This is a genomic window from Pseudomonas sivasensis (genome assembly GCF_021391435.1).
GTDB classification, from domain to species: Bacteria; Pseudomonadota; Gammaproteobacteria; order Pseudomonadales; family Pseudomonadaceae; genus Aquipseudomonas; species Aquipseudomonas sivasensis.
In genome coordinates this window covers 1,618,633-1,634,367 of sequence record NZ_CP090029.1, presented here as the reverse complement: position 1 = coordinate 1,634,367, position 15,735 = coordinate 1,618,633, and the positions used below count along the sequence as shown (strand labels likewise).

Below are 15,735 nucleotides of genomic sequence, written 5' to 3'. Positions count from 1 at the left end.
TGCTTGCGTCGGTTCGCCGCGCTCACTAACGTAGCGCCTTTACTGACGCTACCCCCCGCAGGAGCTTTGCCATGGCCTCGCCAGCCCTCTCACATTTTCTCCCCCGGTTCGGCGTTGCCGCGGCAGTGGCCAGTGCATTAAGCCTGGCCGGTTGCCAGCTCCAGAGCACCCAGGACACCTTGCCGCCCGTTGCGGGCGTACAGCCGATCAAAGGCCTGGCACAAAACGTGTCGGTGCGCCGCAATGCCCAAGGCATGCCGCTGATCGAAAGCAACACATTCCACGACGCACTGTTCAGCCTTGGCTATGTGCACGCCAGTGACCGCATCACCCAGATGGTCACCCTGCGCCTGCTGGCCCAAGGCCGTCTTGCAGAAATGTCCGGCCCAGAGGTGTTGGATGTCGACCGCTTCATGCGTGCGGTCAACCTGAAAAAAAGCGCCGGCGAGCTGTACAACGCCTCATCGCCGCGCCTCAAGCGCTTCTTCGAAGTGTATGCCCGTGGCGTCAACGCCTACCTGTTCCGCTACCGCGACAAGCTGCCGCCGGACCTGGCCCAGACCGGCTACAAGCCCGAATACTGGAAGCCGGAAGATTCGGCGCTGTTGTTCTGCCTGCTGAATTTCAGCGAGTCGGCCAACCTGCAAGAAGAGCTCGCCTCTCTGGTGCTCGCGCAAAAAGTCGGCGTCGACAAACTCGCCTGGCTTACCCCAAGCGCACCGGACGAGCCAATCCCACTGGCCGAAGCCGAGAAGCTCAAGGGTGTGAACTTCAGCCAGATCACCGGTCTGGCGGGGCTGGACACCGTCAGCCAGCAACTGGGCAGCCTCAATGCCCTGGCCGTGACCACGTCGAGCAACTGGGCCATCGGCCCGCAGCGCAGCCGCAGTGGCAAGAGCCTGCTGGCCAACGACCTCGCCGCCCAACCGCAAGCACCGTCGCCATGGAGCTACGTGCAGATTCGCGCCCCGAAATACCAGGCCGTCGGCGCCTCGATTGCCGGCTTGCCAACGCTGCTGTCCGGGTTCAACGGCAAAGTCGCGTGGAGCATGAGCACGGTCAAGGGCGATACCCAGGACCTGTTCCTGGAAAAGGTCAAACGCCAAGGCAACGCGCTGTACTACGAGAACAACGGCAAATGGCTGCCGGCCGGCGTGCGGAATGAAACCTTCTTCGTCAAAGGCCAGCGCTCGACTCGCGAAGTTGTCTACGAAACCCGTCACGGCGCCCTGCTCAACAGCAGCCAGGCGCTCACAAGCGGTCTGGGCCTGGCGTTGCAAACAGCCGACTTTAAAGACGACAAGAGCCTGGATGCGTTCTTCGACCTGTCCCGCGCGCAAAACGTCGCCAAAGCCTCGGATGCGACCCGCGAGATTCGCGCCATTGCCTTAAACATGGTGTTCGCCGACGCCACCAATATCGGCTGGCAGGTCACCGGCCGCTTCCCCAACCGCCGCGAAGGCGAGGGTCTGCTGCCGTCGCCAGGCTGGGATACGCGTTTTGACTGGGACGGCTACGCCGACGCGATGCTGCATCCTTATGACCAGGACCCGGCCCAAGGCTGGATCGGCACCGCCAACCAGCGCACCGCGCCGCGTGGCTATGGCATGCAGTTGTCCAACTCTTGGGACGCCCCGGAGCGCAGCGAGCGCCTGGCGCAATTGGCCAATGCCGGCAAGCACGACAGTCGTAGCGTGATCGCCATGCAATACGACCAGACCACCACGTTCGCCGCCAAACTCAAGACCATGTTCCAGGCTCCGGGCATGGCCCAGCCGCTGAAACAGGCGATTGATGGGTTGCCTGCAGCCGAACAGGCCAAAGCGCGTGAAGCGCTGAATCGCCTGATGGCCTTCGACGGTCGCCTCGTCGCGACATCCGCCGACGCGGCTCTCTATGAGTTATTCCTGCAGGAAAGCACCAAGCAGATCTTCCTCGACGAACTCGGCCCGGAAAACAGCGCCAGTTGGAAAGCGTTTGTCAGCAACGCCAACCTCTCCTACGCCGCCCAGGCCGACCACTTGCTGAGCCGCGAAGACAGCCCGTTCTGGGACGACGTGCGCACACCGCAGAAAGAAGACAAACCGGCGATCCTGGCCCGCAGCCTCGCGGCCGCGATCACCGCGGGCGACATCCAGCTGGGCGCCGATCACAAGGCCTGGCAGTGGGGCAAGCTGCACAGCACCACCTGGAAGAACACTGCTGGCCAAGTCATTCGCGGCCCGTTGGCGTCCGGCGGTGACCACAACACCTTGAACCCGGCGCCGTATAGCTGGGGCCAGGATTTCAACACCACCCAAGTCCCGGCGCTGCGCATGATCGTCGACTTCGGCCAAGTGGAACCGATGATGGGCCAGGGCGGCATCGGCCAATCCGGCAATCCCGCCAGCCCGAGCTACGCCAATGGCATCGACCCGTCGCTCAAGGCGCAATACCTGAGCTTCCCGATGCAGCCGCAGAACTTTGAGAAGGTCTATGGGAAAGCTCGGTTGACCCTGACTCCAGGCAAATAAACCGGCTTTCTCCTGAAGAAACCGGGTCAAAATGTGGGAGGGTGCTTGCTCCCGATAGCAGTGGGTCAGCCAATACAAATTTGACTGATCCACCGCCATCGGGAGCAAGCACCCTCCCACATTTGGCTCTCTGCATTTAGATAGAACTTCTCCAGGTTCATTCTCCTCCTACTGATAAGCCCATCGCCCACGGCACACCCCATGGACCTTGTCATCGCCCGCCCTGAAGGTCTCTACTGCCCCGCCGGTGATTTCTACATCGACCCTTGGCGCCCGGTAGAACGCTCCGTCATCACCCACGCCCACGGCGACCACGCCCGCACCGGCAACCAGCATTACCTGGCCGCCACGCCCGGCGAAGGCATCCTGCGCTCGCGCCTGGGACAGGACATCAACCTGCAAACCCTGGCTTACGGCGAGAAACTGCAGCATCACGGCGTGACGTTGAGTTTCCATCCGGCCGGGCATGTGCTCGGCTCAGCCCAGGTGCGCCTGGAATACCAAGGTGAAGTCTGGGTGGCGTCTGGCGATTACAAAGTCGAGCCTGATGGCACCTGCGCGCCCTTCGAACCGGTGCGTTGCCACACCTTTATCACCGAATCCACCTTTGGCCTGCCGATCTACCGGTGGCAGCCCCAGGCGCAGATTTTTGCCGGGATCAACGACTGGTGGCAGGCCAATATCGCCGCCGGCAAGGCCAGCGTGTTGTACTGCTATTCCTTCGGCAAAGCCCAGCGCATCCTGCATGGTATCGACGCCAGCATCGGCCCGATCCTCAGCCACGGCGCAGTCGAACCGCTGAACCGGGTGTACCGCGAGGCCGGCGTCTACATTCCCGAGACGCTCTACGCCGGTGACTTCACCAAGACCGACCCGCTGCTGCGCCAAGCCCTGATCATTGCCCCGCCCTCCGCCGGCGGCAGCAGTTGGATCAAGCGTTTCGGCGACTACAGCGACGCGTTCGCCAGCGGCTGGATGCGCCTGCGCGGCACACGGCGGCGGCGCGGTGTGGACCGAGGTTTTGTGCTCTCGGACCACGCCGACTGGCCCGGTTTGTTGTGGGCCATCGAACAAACCGGCGCGGAACGGGTGATGGTGACCCACGGCTCAGTCGGCGTATTGGTGCGCCACTTGCGGGAAAAAGGCCTGGACGCCCAGGGTTTCACCACCGAGTACGGTGACGACGAAGAAGAGGTCAGCGCATGAAGGCCTTCGCTGAGCTGTACGCCAACCTCGACGCCACCACTTCCAGTAACGCCAAGCTCGCGGCCCTGCAAGCCTACTTCCTGAAGGCGCCGCCTGAGGATGCGGCATGGGCAGTGTATTTCCTGTCCGGCGGACGCCCTCGACAACTGGTGCCGACGCGCCTGCTGCGGGACATGGCCACCGAAGCGTCCGGCATCGAGCCTTGGCTGTTCGAAGAGAGCTATCAGTCGGTGGGAGACCTGGCCGAAACTATTTCCCTGCTGCTGCCGGAATCAACCTACACCTCAGAAGACGGCCTCGCCGTGTGGCTGGAAGAAAAACTCCTGCCCTTGCGCGGCCTCTCACCTCAGGACCTGGCAGAGCGCCTGCCGGCGTTATGGGCACAACTGGACCAACCGAGCCTGATGGTGTGCATCAAATTGATCACCGGCAGCTTTCGTGTGGGCGTCTCCAAATTGCTGGTCACCCGCGCCCTTGCCGCCATGGCCGGGCTGGACAGCAAACGCGTGGCCCAGCGCCTGGTGGGCTACACCGATCTGTCCAACCGCCCGACACCCCAGGGCTACCTCAAACTGATCGCCGCAGAATCGTCCGACGAACATGCGCAACGCGGCGGTCAGCCGTATCCGTTTTTTCTTGCTCACGGGTTGTCGCAGCCGGTAGAGCAATTCGATGCATTGCTTGGCCCCCCAGCCGACTGGCAGGTGGAGTGGAAGTGGGACGGCATTCGCGCGCAAGTGGTCAAGCGCGAGGGGCGCCTGTGGGTCTGGTCCAGGGGTGAAGAATTGGTGACTGACCGTTTTCCCGAACTCCACAGCCTGGTAAGTGGCCTGCCCGATGGCACGGTGATCGACGGCGAAATCGTGGTGTGGAAAGACTCAGTGCAACCCTTCGCTCTGTTGCAGCAGCGTATCGGTCGCAAGACCCTGAGCAAAAAAGTCCTTGAGGATGCGCCGGTGGCGGTGCTGGCCTACGACCTGCTGGAACATGCGGGCGACGACTGGCGCAACCACACCCAGGCCGAGCGCCGCGCACAGTTGGAACAGGTGATTGCTGTGTGCAACCAACCGGTATTGCAGCCCTCACCGCTGCTGACGGGTGCAACTTGGCAGGACCTTGCGCAGCAACGCGAAGCCTCCCGCAGCCTCGGCGTCGAGGGCATGATGCTCAAGAATCGCCAAGGCCTGTATGGCGTCGGCCGCACCAAGGACATGGGCCTGTGGTGGAAGTGGAAAGTCGACCCGTTCAGCGTCGACGCCGTGTTGATCTACGCCCAGCGCGGCCATGGCCGGCGCGCCAGCCTCTACAGCGACTACACCTTTGCCGTGTGGGACGGCCCGCCCGGCAGCGAGCGCAGCCTGGTGCCGTTTGCCAAGGCCTATTCCGGACTGACCGACGAGGAGATGCGCAAGGTCGACGCGATTGTGCGCAAGACTACGGTGGAGAAGTTCGGCCCGGTCAGCAGCGTCACGCCAAGTATGGTGTTCGAGCTGGGGTTTGAGGGGATCGCCCTGTCCAAGCGGCATAAAAGCGGGATTGCGGTGCGCTTTCCGCGGATGTTGCGGTGGCGCCAGGACAAGGCGGTAGAGGAAGCCGACAGCCTCGCCACTCTGCAAGATCTCCTGGCCTGACGTAACGCCCGCTCCCAGGTTTTAATTTCCGTATGACTCGTAATGGTGCACTCATTTTCCGATGCCCACTTTCGGGCATCTCCTACACTCAAGATTCCCTCTGCCCACCTTTTAAAACGATCATTCGGAACTATGGTGCAGAAATTGCTACTTGTGTTCCGTCTGACACCGTTCAGTAACAGTCCTAAACGCGCCACAAGCGCTTATCTTGGTTTCCAGGGATTACATAATGAAAAAAGCATTGCTGACCCTTTCTGCACTGGCTCTGTGCATGGCCGCCGGTACCGCGCTGGCCAAGGAATACAAGGAATTGCGTTTTGGTGTCGATCCGTCCTACGCGCCCTTCGAATCCAAAGCTGCTGACGGCAGCCTTGTGGGCTTCGATATCGATCTGGGCAATGCCATCTGTGCCGAGCTGAAGGTCAAGTGCAAGTGGGTCGAAAGCGACTTCGACGGCATGATCCCAGGCCTGAAGGCCAACAAGTTCGACGGCGTGATCTCGTCCATGACGGTGACCCCGGTGCGTGAAAAGGCCATCGACTTCTCCAACGAGCTGTTCTCCGGCCCAACCTCGCTGGTGTTCAAGAAAGGCGCTGGCTTCTCGACACCTGAGTCGCTCAAAGGCAAGTCCGTGGGCTACGAGCAAGGCACCATCCAGGAAGCCTATGCCAAGGCTGTGCTGGACAAGGCCGGTGTGACCACCAAGGCCTACGCCAACCAGGACCAGGTTTATGCTGACCTGACTTCCGGCCGTCTCGACGCTTCCGTACAGGACATGCTGCAAGCCGAACTCGGTTTCCTGAAGTCGCCAGCCGGTGCCGGCTACGAAGTCAGCGCGGCTATTGACGACCCATTGCTGCCGTCGAAAACCGCAATCGGTATCAAAAAAGGTAACACTGAACTCAAGGCGCTTTTGGATAAAGGTATCAAAGCGTTACACGATGATGGCACCTACGCCACTATCCAGAAGAAACACTTTGGCGATCTGAACCTGTACAGCGGCAAATAATGCCCGGGGCGCCCCTCCAGTGGAGGGGCGCTTTTTTATCGCCATAGGTCCTGATTTATGTTCGAAGATCTGTTGCAAACCCTCGGGCTGAGCGCGTTCAGCTTGAAGGGTTTCGGCCCGCTGTTGCTGCAAGGCACCTGGATGACCCTCAAGTTGTCGGTGTTGTCCCTGGCCGTCAGCGTGTTGCTGGGCCTGCTCGGCGCCAGCGCCAAACTCTCCAGCCTGCCCTTCCTGCGCATTCCCGCCCAGCTCTACACCACGTTGATCCGTGGCGTACCCGACTTGGTGCTGATGCTGCTGATTTTTTACAGCCTGCAAACCTGGCTTACCGGCCTGACCGACTTTATGGAATGGGAATACATCGAGATCGACCCATTCAGCGCCGGGGTGATCACTCTGGGCTTTATCTACGGTGCCTACTTCACCGAGACCTTTCGCGGCGCGATCCTCGCCGTGCCCCGTGGCCAGCTGGAAGCCGCCACTGCCTATGGGCTCAAGCGCGGGCAACGCTTTCGCTACGTGACCTTCCCGCAGATGATGCGCTTCGCCCTGCCGGGCATCGGCAATAACTGGATGGTGATGCTCAAGGCCACCGCACTGGTATCGATCATCGGCTTGGCGGACTTGGTCAAGGCGGCCCAGGACGCGGGCAAAAGCACTTATCAGTTGTTTTATTTCCTGGTGCTGGCCGCGCTGATCTACCTGGTGATCACCAGCGTCTCCAACTTTGTCTTGCGCCGTCTTGAACGTCGCTACTCCGCAGGCTCCCGGGAGGCGGTCCGATGATCGAACTCTTGCAGGAATACTGGCGCCCGTTCCTTTACAGCGACGGCCAACACATTACTGGCCTGGCCATGACCATGTGGTTGCTCAGCGCCGCACTGGTGATCGGCTTTCTGGTGTCGATCCCGCTGTCCATCGCCCGCGTGTCGCGCAACCCGCTGGTACGCTGGCCGGTGCAGTTCTACACCTACCTGTTTCGTGGCACACCGCTCTATATCCAGTTGCTGATCTGCTACACCGGCATCTACAGCATCGCCGCCGTGCGCGAACAACCGGTACTGGATGCGTTCTTTCGCGATGCAATGAACTGCACGATCCTGGCCTTCGCCCTTAACACCTGCGCCTACACCACGGAGATTTTCGCCGGGTCCATCCGCAGCATGGCCCACGGCGAAGTCGAGGCGGCCAAGGCCTACGGGCTCAGCGGCTGGAAGCTGTACGCCTATGTGATCATGCCGTCCGCACTGCGCCGTTCGCTGCCGTACTACAGCAACGAAGTGATCCTGATGCTGCATTCGACCACCGTGGCGTTTACCGCGACGATTCCGGACATCCTCAAAGTGGCGCGAGATGCCAACTCGGCGACCTTCATGACCTTTCAATCGTTCGGCATTGCCGCGCTGATCTACCTCGCCGTGACCTTTGCCCTGGTCGGCCTGTTTCGGCTGGCGGAACGTCGCTGGCTGGCCTTTCTCGGGCCGAGCCATTAAGGAGCCTTCATGCGTCATCAGCTACATGAACTGATTGCGCCGGTGCCAGGCACGGCGCGGCAAATCCACAGTTTCCACTTCGGCCCGCAGCAGGCCGCAGGCAAGGTTTACATCCAGTCGTCGCTGCATGCCGATGAGCTGCCCGGCATGCTGGTGGCCTGGCACTTGAAGATGCGCCTCGCCGAATTGGCGGCGGCTGGGCGGCTGTTGAGCGAGATCGTGTTGGTGCCCATCGCCAACCCGGTGGGCCTGGAACAGGTGTTGATGGATATCCCCCTGGGCCGCTACGAGTTGGAGAGCGGGCAGAACTTCAATCGCCTGTTTGTCGACCTCAGTGATGAGGTGGGCAACCAGGTCGAGGCGCTGCTCGGAGATGATCCGCAACACAATGTCGAACTGATTCGCGCCGCATTGAGCACCGCGTTGGCCGGGCAAACCGCCGCAACCCAGTTGCAGTCTCAACGACTGGTACTGCAGCGCCTGGCCTGCGACGCCGACATGGTGCTGGACCTGCATTGCGACTTCGAAGCCGTGGCGCACCTGTACACCACACCAGAGGCCTGGCCGCGGGTGGAGCCGTTGGCGCGCTATATAGGCTCGGAAGCCAACTTGCTGGCCACCGACTCCGGCGGGCAGTCTTTCGATGAGTGCTTCACCCTGGTCTGGTGGCAGTTGCAGCAACGTTTTGCCGGGCGCTTTCCGATTCCCATGGGCAGCTTTTCGGTAACCGTCGAACTGCGCGGCCAGGGCGACGTCAACCACGGCCTGGCCAGCCTAGATTGCCAGGCGATCATCGATTACCTGATTCACTTCGGCGCAATTGCCGGCGACCCGGCACCGCTGCCCGACCTGCCCTACCCGGCCACGCCCCTGGCAGGCGTCGAACCCGTGGCGACGCCGGTGGGCGGCCTGTTGGTGTTCAGCGCCCTGCCCGGTGAATACCTGGAAGCCGGGCAACTGATCGCTGAGATCATCGACCCCATTACCGACCGCGTAACGCCCGTGCACTGCCACAACGCAGGCCTGCTTTACGCCCGTTCGCTACGCCGCATGGCCACTGCGGGGATGGTCATCGGCCATGTCGCAGGCTCAGAGGCCTATCGCAGCGGCTATCTACTTTCGCCTTGAGGATGCACGCCCCATGTACAAATTGACCGTTGAAGGCCTGCATAAAAGCTATGGCGACAATGAGGTGCTCAGAGGTGTCTCGCTCAAGGCCAAGACCGGAGATGTGATCAGCCTGATCGGCGCCAGCGGCTCGGGCAAAAGCACCTTTTTGCGCTGCATCAATTTCCTGGAAACCCCCAACGACGGCGCCATGACCCTCGACGGCAAACAGATCCGCATGGTCAACGACCGCCACGGCATGCGCGTGGCCGACGACGCCGAATTGCAGCGCCTGCGCACGCGGCTGGCGATGGTCTTCCAGCACTTCAACCTGTGGAGCCATATGAGCGTGCTGGAAAACATCACCATGGCCCCGCGCCGGGTATTGGGTTGCAGCAAGAAAGACGCCGAGGACCGTGCTCGCCGCTATCTGGACAAGGTTGGCCTGCCGGCACGGGTGGCCGACCAGTACCCGGCGTTTCTCTCCGGTGGTCAGCAGCAACGCGTGGCGATCGCCCGCGCGTTGGCCATGGAGCCGGAAGTGATGCTGTTCGACGAACCCACCTCAGCCCTGGACCCGGAACTGGTGGGTGAAGTGTTGAAGGTGATCCAGGGGCTGGCTGAGGAAGGCCGCACCATGATCATGGTCACCCATGAGATGAGCTTTGCGCGCAAGGTGTCGAACCAAGTGCTGTTCCTGCACAAGGGCATGGTCGAAGAGCAAGGCGCGCCTGAGGATGTGTTGGGCAACCCGAAGAGCGAGCGCTTGCAGCAGTTCCTGAGTGGCAATCTGAAGTAAACCTTTGCGGTGCCGGGAGGGTCTGTGGGAATAGACCCTCCAGAGCGTCAGGCACCGCATGGCAAAACCCCACGACTTCGCCAAGACATGGTTCGCCGCCAAGGGCTGGAAGCCGTTCGACTTCCAGAAAGCGGTTTGGACGGCGGTCAAAGATGGCCAGTCCGGGCTGCTGCACGCCAGCACCGGCGCCGGTAAAACCTATGCGCTGTGGTTTGCTGCCCTCAATCGCTTCGCCAACATCCGCCCGCCTGCTACGGGCAAACGCAAACCGCCTGCCGAGCCCCTCACCGTCCTGTGGATCACGCCGATGCGTGCGCTGGCCGCCGACACGGCTCGCGCCCTTGAAGCGCCGCTGGCGACCTTGCAGATTCCCTGGAGTGTCGGCCTGCGCACGGGCGATACCAGCAGCAGCGAGCGCGCCCGGCAAACCCGCCGCCAACCCACCGCACTGATCACCACCCCGGAAAGCCTGACGCTGATGCTCGCCCGCGCCGACAGCGAGTCGAGCCTGGCGCACCTGCGCATGGTGGTGGTGGATGAATGGCATGAGCTGATCGGTAACAAGCGCGGCGTGCAGTTGCAATTGGCGTTGGCGAGGCTGCGGCGCTGGCATCCGGATCTGATGGTGTGGGGCATTTCGGCGACCCTGGGTAATCAGGCCCACGCGCTTGAGGTTTTGGTCCCACAAGGCGGTGCAATCAATGTGCAGGGGCAAACGGCCAAATCCCTAAAAGTCGACACCTTGTTGCCGCTGGTTACCGAGCGTTTTCCCTGGGCCGGGCATATCGGTTTGAAGATGTTGCCGCAGGTGGTCGCCGAGGTGGAGGCCAGCAGCAGTTGCCTGGTGTTTACCAACACGCGGGCGCAGTCGGAAATCTGGTACCAGGCCTTACTGGAGGCGCGGCCCGATTGGGCTGGATTGATTGCCCTGCACCACGGCTCGCTGTCCAGGGAAACCCGCGATTGGGTAGAGCGCGCCTTAAAAGACGGCCAGCTTAAAGCGGTGGTGTGCACTTCCAGCCTGGACCTTGGGGTGGATTTTTTACCGGTGGAGCGGGTACTGCAGATCGGTTCGGCCAAAGGCATCGCCCGCCTGATGCAACGCGCCGGGCGCTCCGGCCACGCGCCGGGGCGACCGTCGAGGGTGACGCTGGTGCCGACCCACAGCCTGGAGCTGGTTGAGGCTGCGGCAGCCCAGGATGCAATTGCAGCGCGGCGCATCGAAGCACGCGAATCGCCCTACAAACCGTTGGATGTACTCGTACAACATTTGGTGAGCATGGCCCTGGGCGGTGGCTTTACACCGGATGCCTTGCTGGCGGAAGTGCGCGGCGCCTGGGCGTATCGCGACCTTACGGATGCGGACTGGGCCTGGGCGCTGGGATTTGTGCGCCATGGCGGCTTGTCGCTCACCGCTTATCCGGATTACCGCCGTGTGGAGCCCGACGAGCATGGCATCTGGCGCGTCCCCGACGCTCGGTTGGCGCGGCGCCATCGCATGAGCGTAGGCACCATTGTCAGCGACGCGAGTATCCAGCTGAAGTTCTGGAGCAAAGGCGGCGGCGGCAAGAATCTGGGCAGTGTTGAGGAAGGTTTTATCGCACGGTTAAAGCCCGGCGATGGTTTTCTGTTCGCCGGACGTCTGCTGGAGCTGGTGCGGGTAGAAAACATGACCGCTTACGTACGCCGCAGTACCGCAAAAAAGGCAGCCGTACCGCGCTGGAATGGCGGGCGCATGCCGCTTTCCAATGAACTGGCCCAGGCCGTGGTGGAGCGCTTTGACGCTGCGGCCCATGGGCGTTTCGAAGGCCCCGAGATGCGGGCGGTGCAACCGTTATTGCAGACGCAGTTGCGCTGGTCCGGCCTGCCGACACGGGAACACTTGTTGGCCGAAGTGCTGAAGTCCCGGGAGGGGTGGCATCTGTTTCTATACCCGTTTGCCGGGCGTCAGGTGCATTTGGGGTTGGCGAGTTTGCTCGCCTGGCGGGTCAGCCAAGGGCAGGCGGTGACCTTCTCCATTGCCGTCAATGACTATGGTCTGGAGCTACTGAGCGCCACGCCGTTGGATTGGACAGTGTTGCTGAACGAGACCCTGCTTAGTCCGGCGAATTTGCTGACGGATGTAGCCGCCAGCCTGAATGCCGGGGAACTGGCGCTGCGGCGCTTTCGTGAAATCGCCCGTATCGCCGGGCTGGTGTTTGCCGGTTACCCCGGAGCGCCGAAAAGTACGCGGCAGGTGCAGGCGTCCAGTGGATTGTTCTTTGAAGTGTTCAAGCAATATGACCCGCAAAACCTGTTGCTGGCCCAGGCAGGGGAAGAAGTCCTGCGTGACGAGTTGGATATTCGCCGACTCGAAGAGACCTTGCTTCGGTTATCGGCGCTGAAAATGGATGTGTATGTGATCGAACGTCCAACGCCCCTGGCGTTCCCGCTGCTGGTGGAGCGGATGCGCGAAAGCATGAGTTCGGAAAAACTTTCAGAGCGCATTGCGCGGATGGTCAAAGACTTGGAAAAAGTTGCGGAGAAACGATGACGCATTGCTCGGTGACGCTTGGGGGCGAAGAACTGTGGTTGCTGGCGGACAAAGCGGTTTACTGGCCTGCGCGCCAGTGCCTGTTGATTGCCGATGCGCACTTTGGCAAGGCATCGGCCTATCGAAGCCTGGGGCAACCGGTGCCACAAGGCACGACCTCCGACAATCTGCAACGATTGGACCGCGTGTTAAACGCCCTGCCGTGCGCGCAGGTGATCTTTCTCGGCGACTTCCTGCATGGTCCAGGCTCCCACGCCAGCGGCACGCTGAGCGCACTGAGGAGCTGGCGAGCGCGCCACAGCGACCTGGCGATGACCTTAATCCGCGGCAATCACGATAAACGCGCGGGTGACCCGCCTGCCGACTTGAGGATCGAAGTGGTTCCTGAACCCCTGCTGATGGGCCCATTCGCCCTGCAACACGAACCGGACGCCCATGCCAGCCACCTTGTGTTGGCGGGGCATGTGCACCCGGTGTATCGATTGCGCGGCAAGGGTCGGCAAAGCCTACGCCTACCGTGCTTCCTACTGAACTCGAGCGTCAGCCTGTTGCCGGCGTTTGGCGCGTTTACGGGCGGATATACCGTGGAGCAAGACAATGATCACCAAATCTTTGTGATTGGCGACCATCAGGTCTGGCCAGTTGGCTGAAACACCGACTGGCCTGGCTGGTATCAAGCGACAGGTGCGGGTGGCGGCTCGTCCGGAAGAGTCGGCTCGCCGGGTTCGGTGGGCTGCGGGTAATCCGGCTCGGGTTGGCCAGGGATGCCGCCCGCGTAAGCGGGATCGGCCATCAGGGACCAGGCCAGAACACCAATCTGGTTGGGTTCAAGCCGGGCAAGTTCTGCGCTGATTCGCGGGTCGATCTTCATAAGGTACTCCTCAAGCGTGGCCCGACGCGTTTTGCACGCGCCGAGGCAGTACACCCAATAGAGTCAGTTTCTTCGGACTAATTCCCTTTACGCGTAGGACCTTTCGATCAAGCGCGTGGCAAGGTGACGCCGCGCTGGCCTTGGTACTTGCCTGCGCGGTCTTTGTAGGACACTTCACAGGCCTCATCAGACTGCAGGAACAGCATCTGCGCTACGCCTTCGTTGGCGTAGATCTTGGCCGGCAGCGTGGTGGTGTTGGAGAACTCCAGGGTCACGTGACCTTCCCACTCAGGCTCAAGCGGCGTCACGTTGACGATAATGCCGCAACGCGCATAGGTGCTCTTACCCAGGCAGATGGTCAGTACGTCACGCGGAATACGGAAGAACTCCACGGTGCGCGCCAGGGCGAAGGAGTTTGGCGGAATGATGCACACGTCGCTCTTGACGTCGACGAAACTCTTTTCGTCGAAGTTCTTCGGATCGACGATTGCCGAGTTGATGTTGGTGAACACCTTGAACTCATCGGCGCAACGTACATCGTAGCCGTAGCTGGAAACGCCGTACGAAATCACTCGGTCATCGCCTTCACCACGAATCTGGCGCTCGACGAACGGTTCGATCATGCCGTGCTCTTGCGCCATGCGGCGAATCCACTTGTCCGATTTGATGCTCATGGCGGGTGTCCTGAATAGCGAGGTGGAAAAATTCTGTGTGGCATCTTACCGGGGCCGGCGTTGGGGTTCAAAGGCCGTGGGGCTTTTCTTGATCAATACCCCGCCGCTTATAAGGCGCAACCAACGGGGCCGGGGCCGAACTGCCGGATCAGGGGTCTGTAAATACCACCGCCAGTCACGAAAATAGAGAAACCTTCGGAAATACCATTGGCACGTTCCGGAAAAAGGGTTAAGGTGGCGCCACTGTGCTGCTTGTGTCACTGAGAATCTCTACACGATATGTTGAATTTCGATCCAACCATCTCCAAGAATTTTTCCTGCTCTTTGCACTCAGTCTCGGCCAGGGCTTTTCCTGAGTCGCAGTTAACTTTGTCCAAGGAGATACACCATGTCTAATCGCCAAACTGGTACCGTTAAGTGGTTCAACGATGAAAAAGGCTTCGGCTTCATCACTCCACAATCCGGTGACGACCTGTTCGTTCACTTCAAAGCTATCCAATCCGACGGCTTCAAAAGCCTGAAAGAAGGCCAACAGGTTTCTTTCATCGCTACCCGCGGTCAGAAAGGCATGCAAGCTGAAGAAGTTCAAGTTATCTAACTTGTACTGACTTAGTCGAAAAGACCCCGCCCTTAAAAGCGGGGTTTTTTTATGCCTGGGATTTGGTATTCGCACCAACTTTATGCCCGGCACAAAAAATGTGGGAGGGGGCTTGCCCCCGATAGCGGTGTGTCAGTCAATGCAAGTATCGACTGCTACGCCGCCATCGGGGGCAAGCCCCCTCCCACATTCAAGCATTCAAGCCGTGTCGTTATTGAAACAACGACTCACTCGACAAGCCATTCTTCTCCAGGATCTCGCGCAAGCGCTTAAGCCCTTCCACCTGGATCTGCCGCACCCGCTCACGGGTCAGGCCGATCTCCAGGCCTACGTCCTCCAGGGTGCTGCTCTCATGGCCGCGCAGGCCGAAGCGGCGAATCACCACCTCACGCTGCTTGTCCGTAAGCTCCGACAACCACTGGTCAATACTTTGGGACAGATCATCGTCCTGCAACAGCTCGCAGGGATCTGTAGGCCGATCATCCGTCAGGGTGTCCAACAGGGTTTTATCCGAATCCGGACCCAGCGAGACATCGACCGAAGACACACGCTCGTTAAGGCCCAGCATGCGCTTGACCTCCCCTACCGGTTTTTCCAGCAGGTTGGCGATTTCTTCGGGCGAGGGTTCATGATCGAGTTTTTGAGTGAGCTCACGCGCTGCCCGCAGGTAGACGTTGAGCTCCTTAACCACATGGATCGGCAACCGGATCGTGCGGGTTTGATTCATGATCGCCCGTTCGATGGTCTGGCGGATCCACCAGGTAGCATAGGTTGAAAAGCGGAAGCCCCGCTCTGGGTCAAACTTCTCCACCGCGCGAATCAAGCCCAGATTGCCCTCCTCGATGAGGTCCAACAAGGACAACCCACGATTGACGTAGCGTCGGGCGATTTTCACCACCAGGCGCAGGTTGCTTTCAATCATGCGCTTGCGCCCAGCCGGATCCCCCTTTTGCGACAACCGCGCAAAATGGACTTCTTCTTCGGGGGTAAGCAGGGGGGAAAAGCCGATTTCATTGAGATACAGCTGGGTCGCGTCGAGCGCCCGTGTGTAATCAATGTATTTATGCTGCTTTAAAGCGGTAGAGTTCTTGGATTTGGTACGAACTGAAGGTGTTGCAGGTCCCTCATTCGACATCGATTCCATAGCGATACCGGTCTCCATAAGGAGAACCTCATCGTCGATGTCAAACTCCGGCGCTTCTTTACTGAGAGCCATTGTTATAGTCCTTTGGTGAGTTCGACCTCAAGCTCAAGCGACGCCTTTATCCTTGGCAACGCTGGAGCCTGTTCCTTCTACGTGA

At 60.6% G+C, this 15,735-nt stretch carries 14 protein-coding genes; 11 read left to right on the top strand and 3 right to left on the bottom strand.

All coding sequences use genetic code 11. The features are described 5' to 3' along the window. Positions 1–71 precede the first annotated feature (71 nt). The 10 genes from LRO94_RS07275 to pdeM all read left to right on the top strand — a co-directional run bounded on the left by LRO94_RS07275 (position 72) and on the right by pdeM (position 12,941). Complete coding sequence (locus LRO94_RS07275) at positions 72–2,513, top strand: penicillin acylase family protein (RefSeq protein WP_179179436.1); 2,442 nt, start codon at positions 72–74, stop codon at positions 2,511–2,513. Between the two features lie 201 nt (positions 2,514–2,714). Next, positions 2,715–3,719: a ligase-associated DNA damage response exonuclease gene (locus LRO94_RS07270; RefSeq protein WP_179179437.1), complete on the top strand. Its 1,005-nt coding sequence runs from the start codon at positions 2,715–2,717 to the stop codon at positions 3,717–3,719. Further along, positions 3,716–5,350 (top strand): ATP-dependent DNA ligase, encoded by a 1,635-nt coding sequence (locus LRO94_RS07265; protein ID WP_179179438.1) that lies wholly within the window; start codon positions 3,716–3,718, stop codon positions 5,348–5,350. The genes LRO94_RS07270 and LRO94_RS07265 overlap by 4 nt, the downstream gene beginning before the upstream one ends. A 229-nt stretch (positions 5,351–5,579) precedes the next feature. Next, positions 5,580–6,359: a transporter substrate-binding domain-containing protein gene (locus tag LRO94_RS07260; protein ID WP_032891615.1), complete on the top strand. Its 780-nt coding sequence runs from the start codon at positions 5,580–5,582 to the stop codon at positions 6,357–6,359. A gap of 57 nt (positions 6,360–6,416) precedes the next feature. Then, the gene (locus LRO94_RS07255) at positions 6,417–7,145 is read left to right on the top strand and encodes an ABC transporter permease (RefSeq protein WP_032891617.1); all 729 of its coding nucleotides are present in this window, start codon (positions 6,417–6,419) and stop codon (positions 7,143–7,145) included. Next, a complete protein-coding gene (locus tag LRO94_RS07250; RefSeq protein ID WP_032891620.1) occupies positions 7,142–7,852 on the top strand; it encodes an ABC transporter permease in 711 nt (236 codons plus the stop codon). The genes LRO94_RS07255 and LRO94_RS07250 overlap by 4 nt, the downstream gene beginning before the upstream one ends. 9 nt (positions 7,853–7,861) lie before the next feature. Continuing rightward, entirely contained in the window at positions 7,862–8,980 is a 1,119-nt protein-coding gene (locus LRO94_RS07245) for a succinylglutamate desuccinylase/aspartoacylase family protein (protein ID WP_032891623.1), read from the top strand. A gap of 13 nt (positions 8,981–8,993) precedes the next feature. After that, positions 8,994–9,758 (top strand): ABC transporter ATP-binding protein, encoded by a 765-nt coding sequence (locus LRO94_RS07240; RefSeq protein WP_032891624.1) that lies wholly within the window; start codon positions 8,994–8,996, stop codon positions 9,756–9,758. 58 nt (positions 9,759–9,816) lie between these two features. Next, a complete protein-coding gene (locus LRO94_RS07235; RefSeq protein WP_095184017.1) occupies positions 9,817–12,291 on the top strand; it encodes a ligase-associated DNA damage response DEXH box helicase in 2,475 nt (824 codons plus the stop codon). After that, entirely contained in the window at positions 12,288–12,941 is a 654-nt protein-coding gene (gene pdeM, locus LRO94_RS07230) for a ligase-associated DNA damage response endonuclease PdeM (protein ID WP_179179439.1), read from the top strand. The genes LRO94_RS07235 and pdeM overlap by 4 nt, the downstream gene beginning before the upstream one ends. A 23-nt stretch (positions 12,942–12,964) precedes the next feature. Here pdeM and LRO94_RS07225 read toward each other — a convergent pair whose 3' ends face one another. Continuing rightward, on the bottom strand, positions 12,965–13,162 hold the full coding sequence (locus LRO94_RS07225) for a hypothetical protein (RefSeq protein WP_010212420.1): 198 nt from the start codon (positions 13,160–13,162) through the stop codon (positions 12,965–12,967). Positions 13,163–13,269: 107 nt separating this feature from the next. Then, on the bottom strand, positions 13,270–13,836 hold the full coding sequence (dcd, locus tag LRO94_RS07220; RefSeq protein ID WP_003172320.1) for a dCTP deaminase: 567 nt from the start codon (positions 13,834–13,836) through the stop codon (positions 13,270–13,272). A gap of 388 nt (positions 13,837–14,224) precedes the next feature. On the opposite strand from dcd, the gene LRO94_RS07215 reads away from it, so the two are divergent. Then, on the top strand, positions 14,225–14,434 hold the full coding sequence (locus LRO94_RS07215) for a cold-shock protein (protein ID WP_002554837.1): 210 nt from the start codon (positions 14,225–14,227) through the stop codon (positions 14,432–14,434). Between the two features lie 211 nt (positions 14,435–14,645). Here the strand turns inward: LRO94_RS07215 and rpoS are convergent, their stop codons facing one another. Next, a complete protein-coding gene (gene rpoS / locus LRO94_RS07210; protein WP_032891629.1) occupies positions 14,646–15,650 on the bottom strand; it encodes an RNA polymerase sigma factor RpoS in 1,005 nt (334 codons plus the stop codon). Positions 15,651–15,735 lie beyond the last annotated feature (85 nt).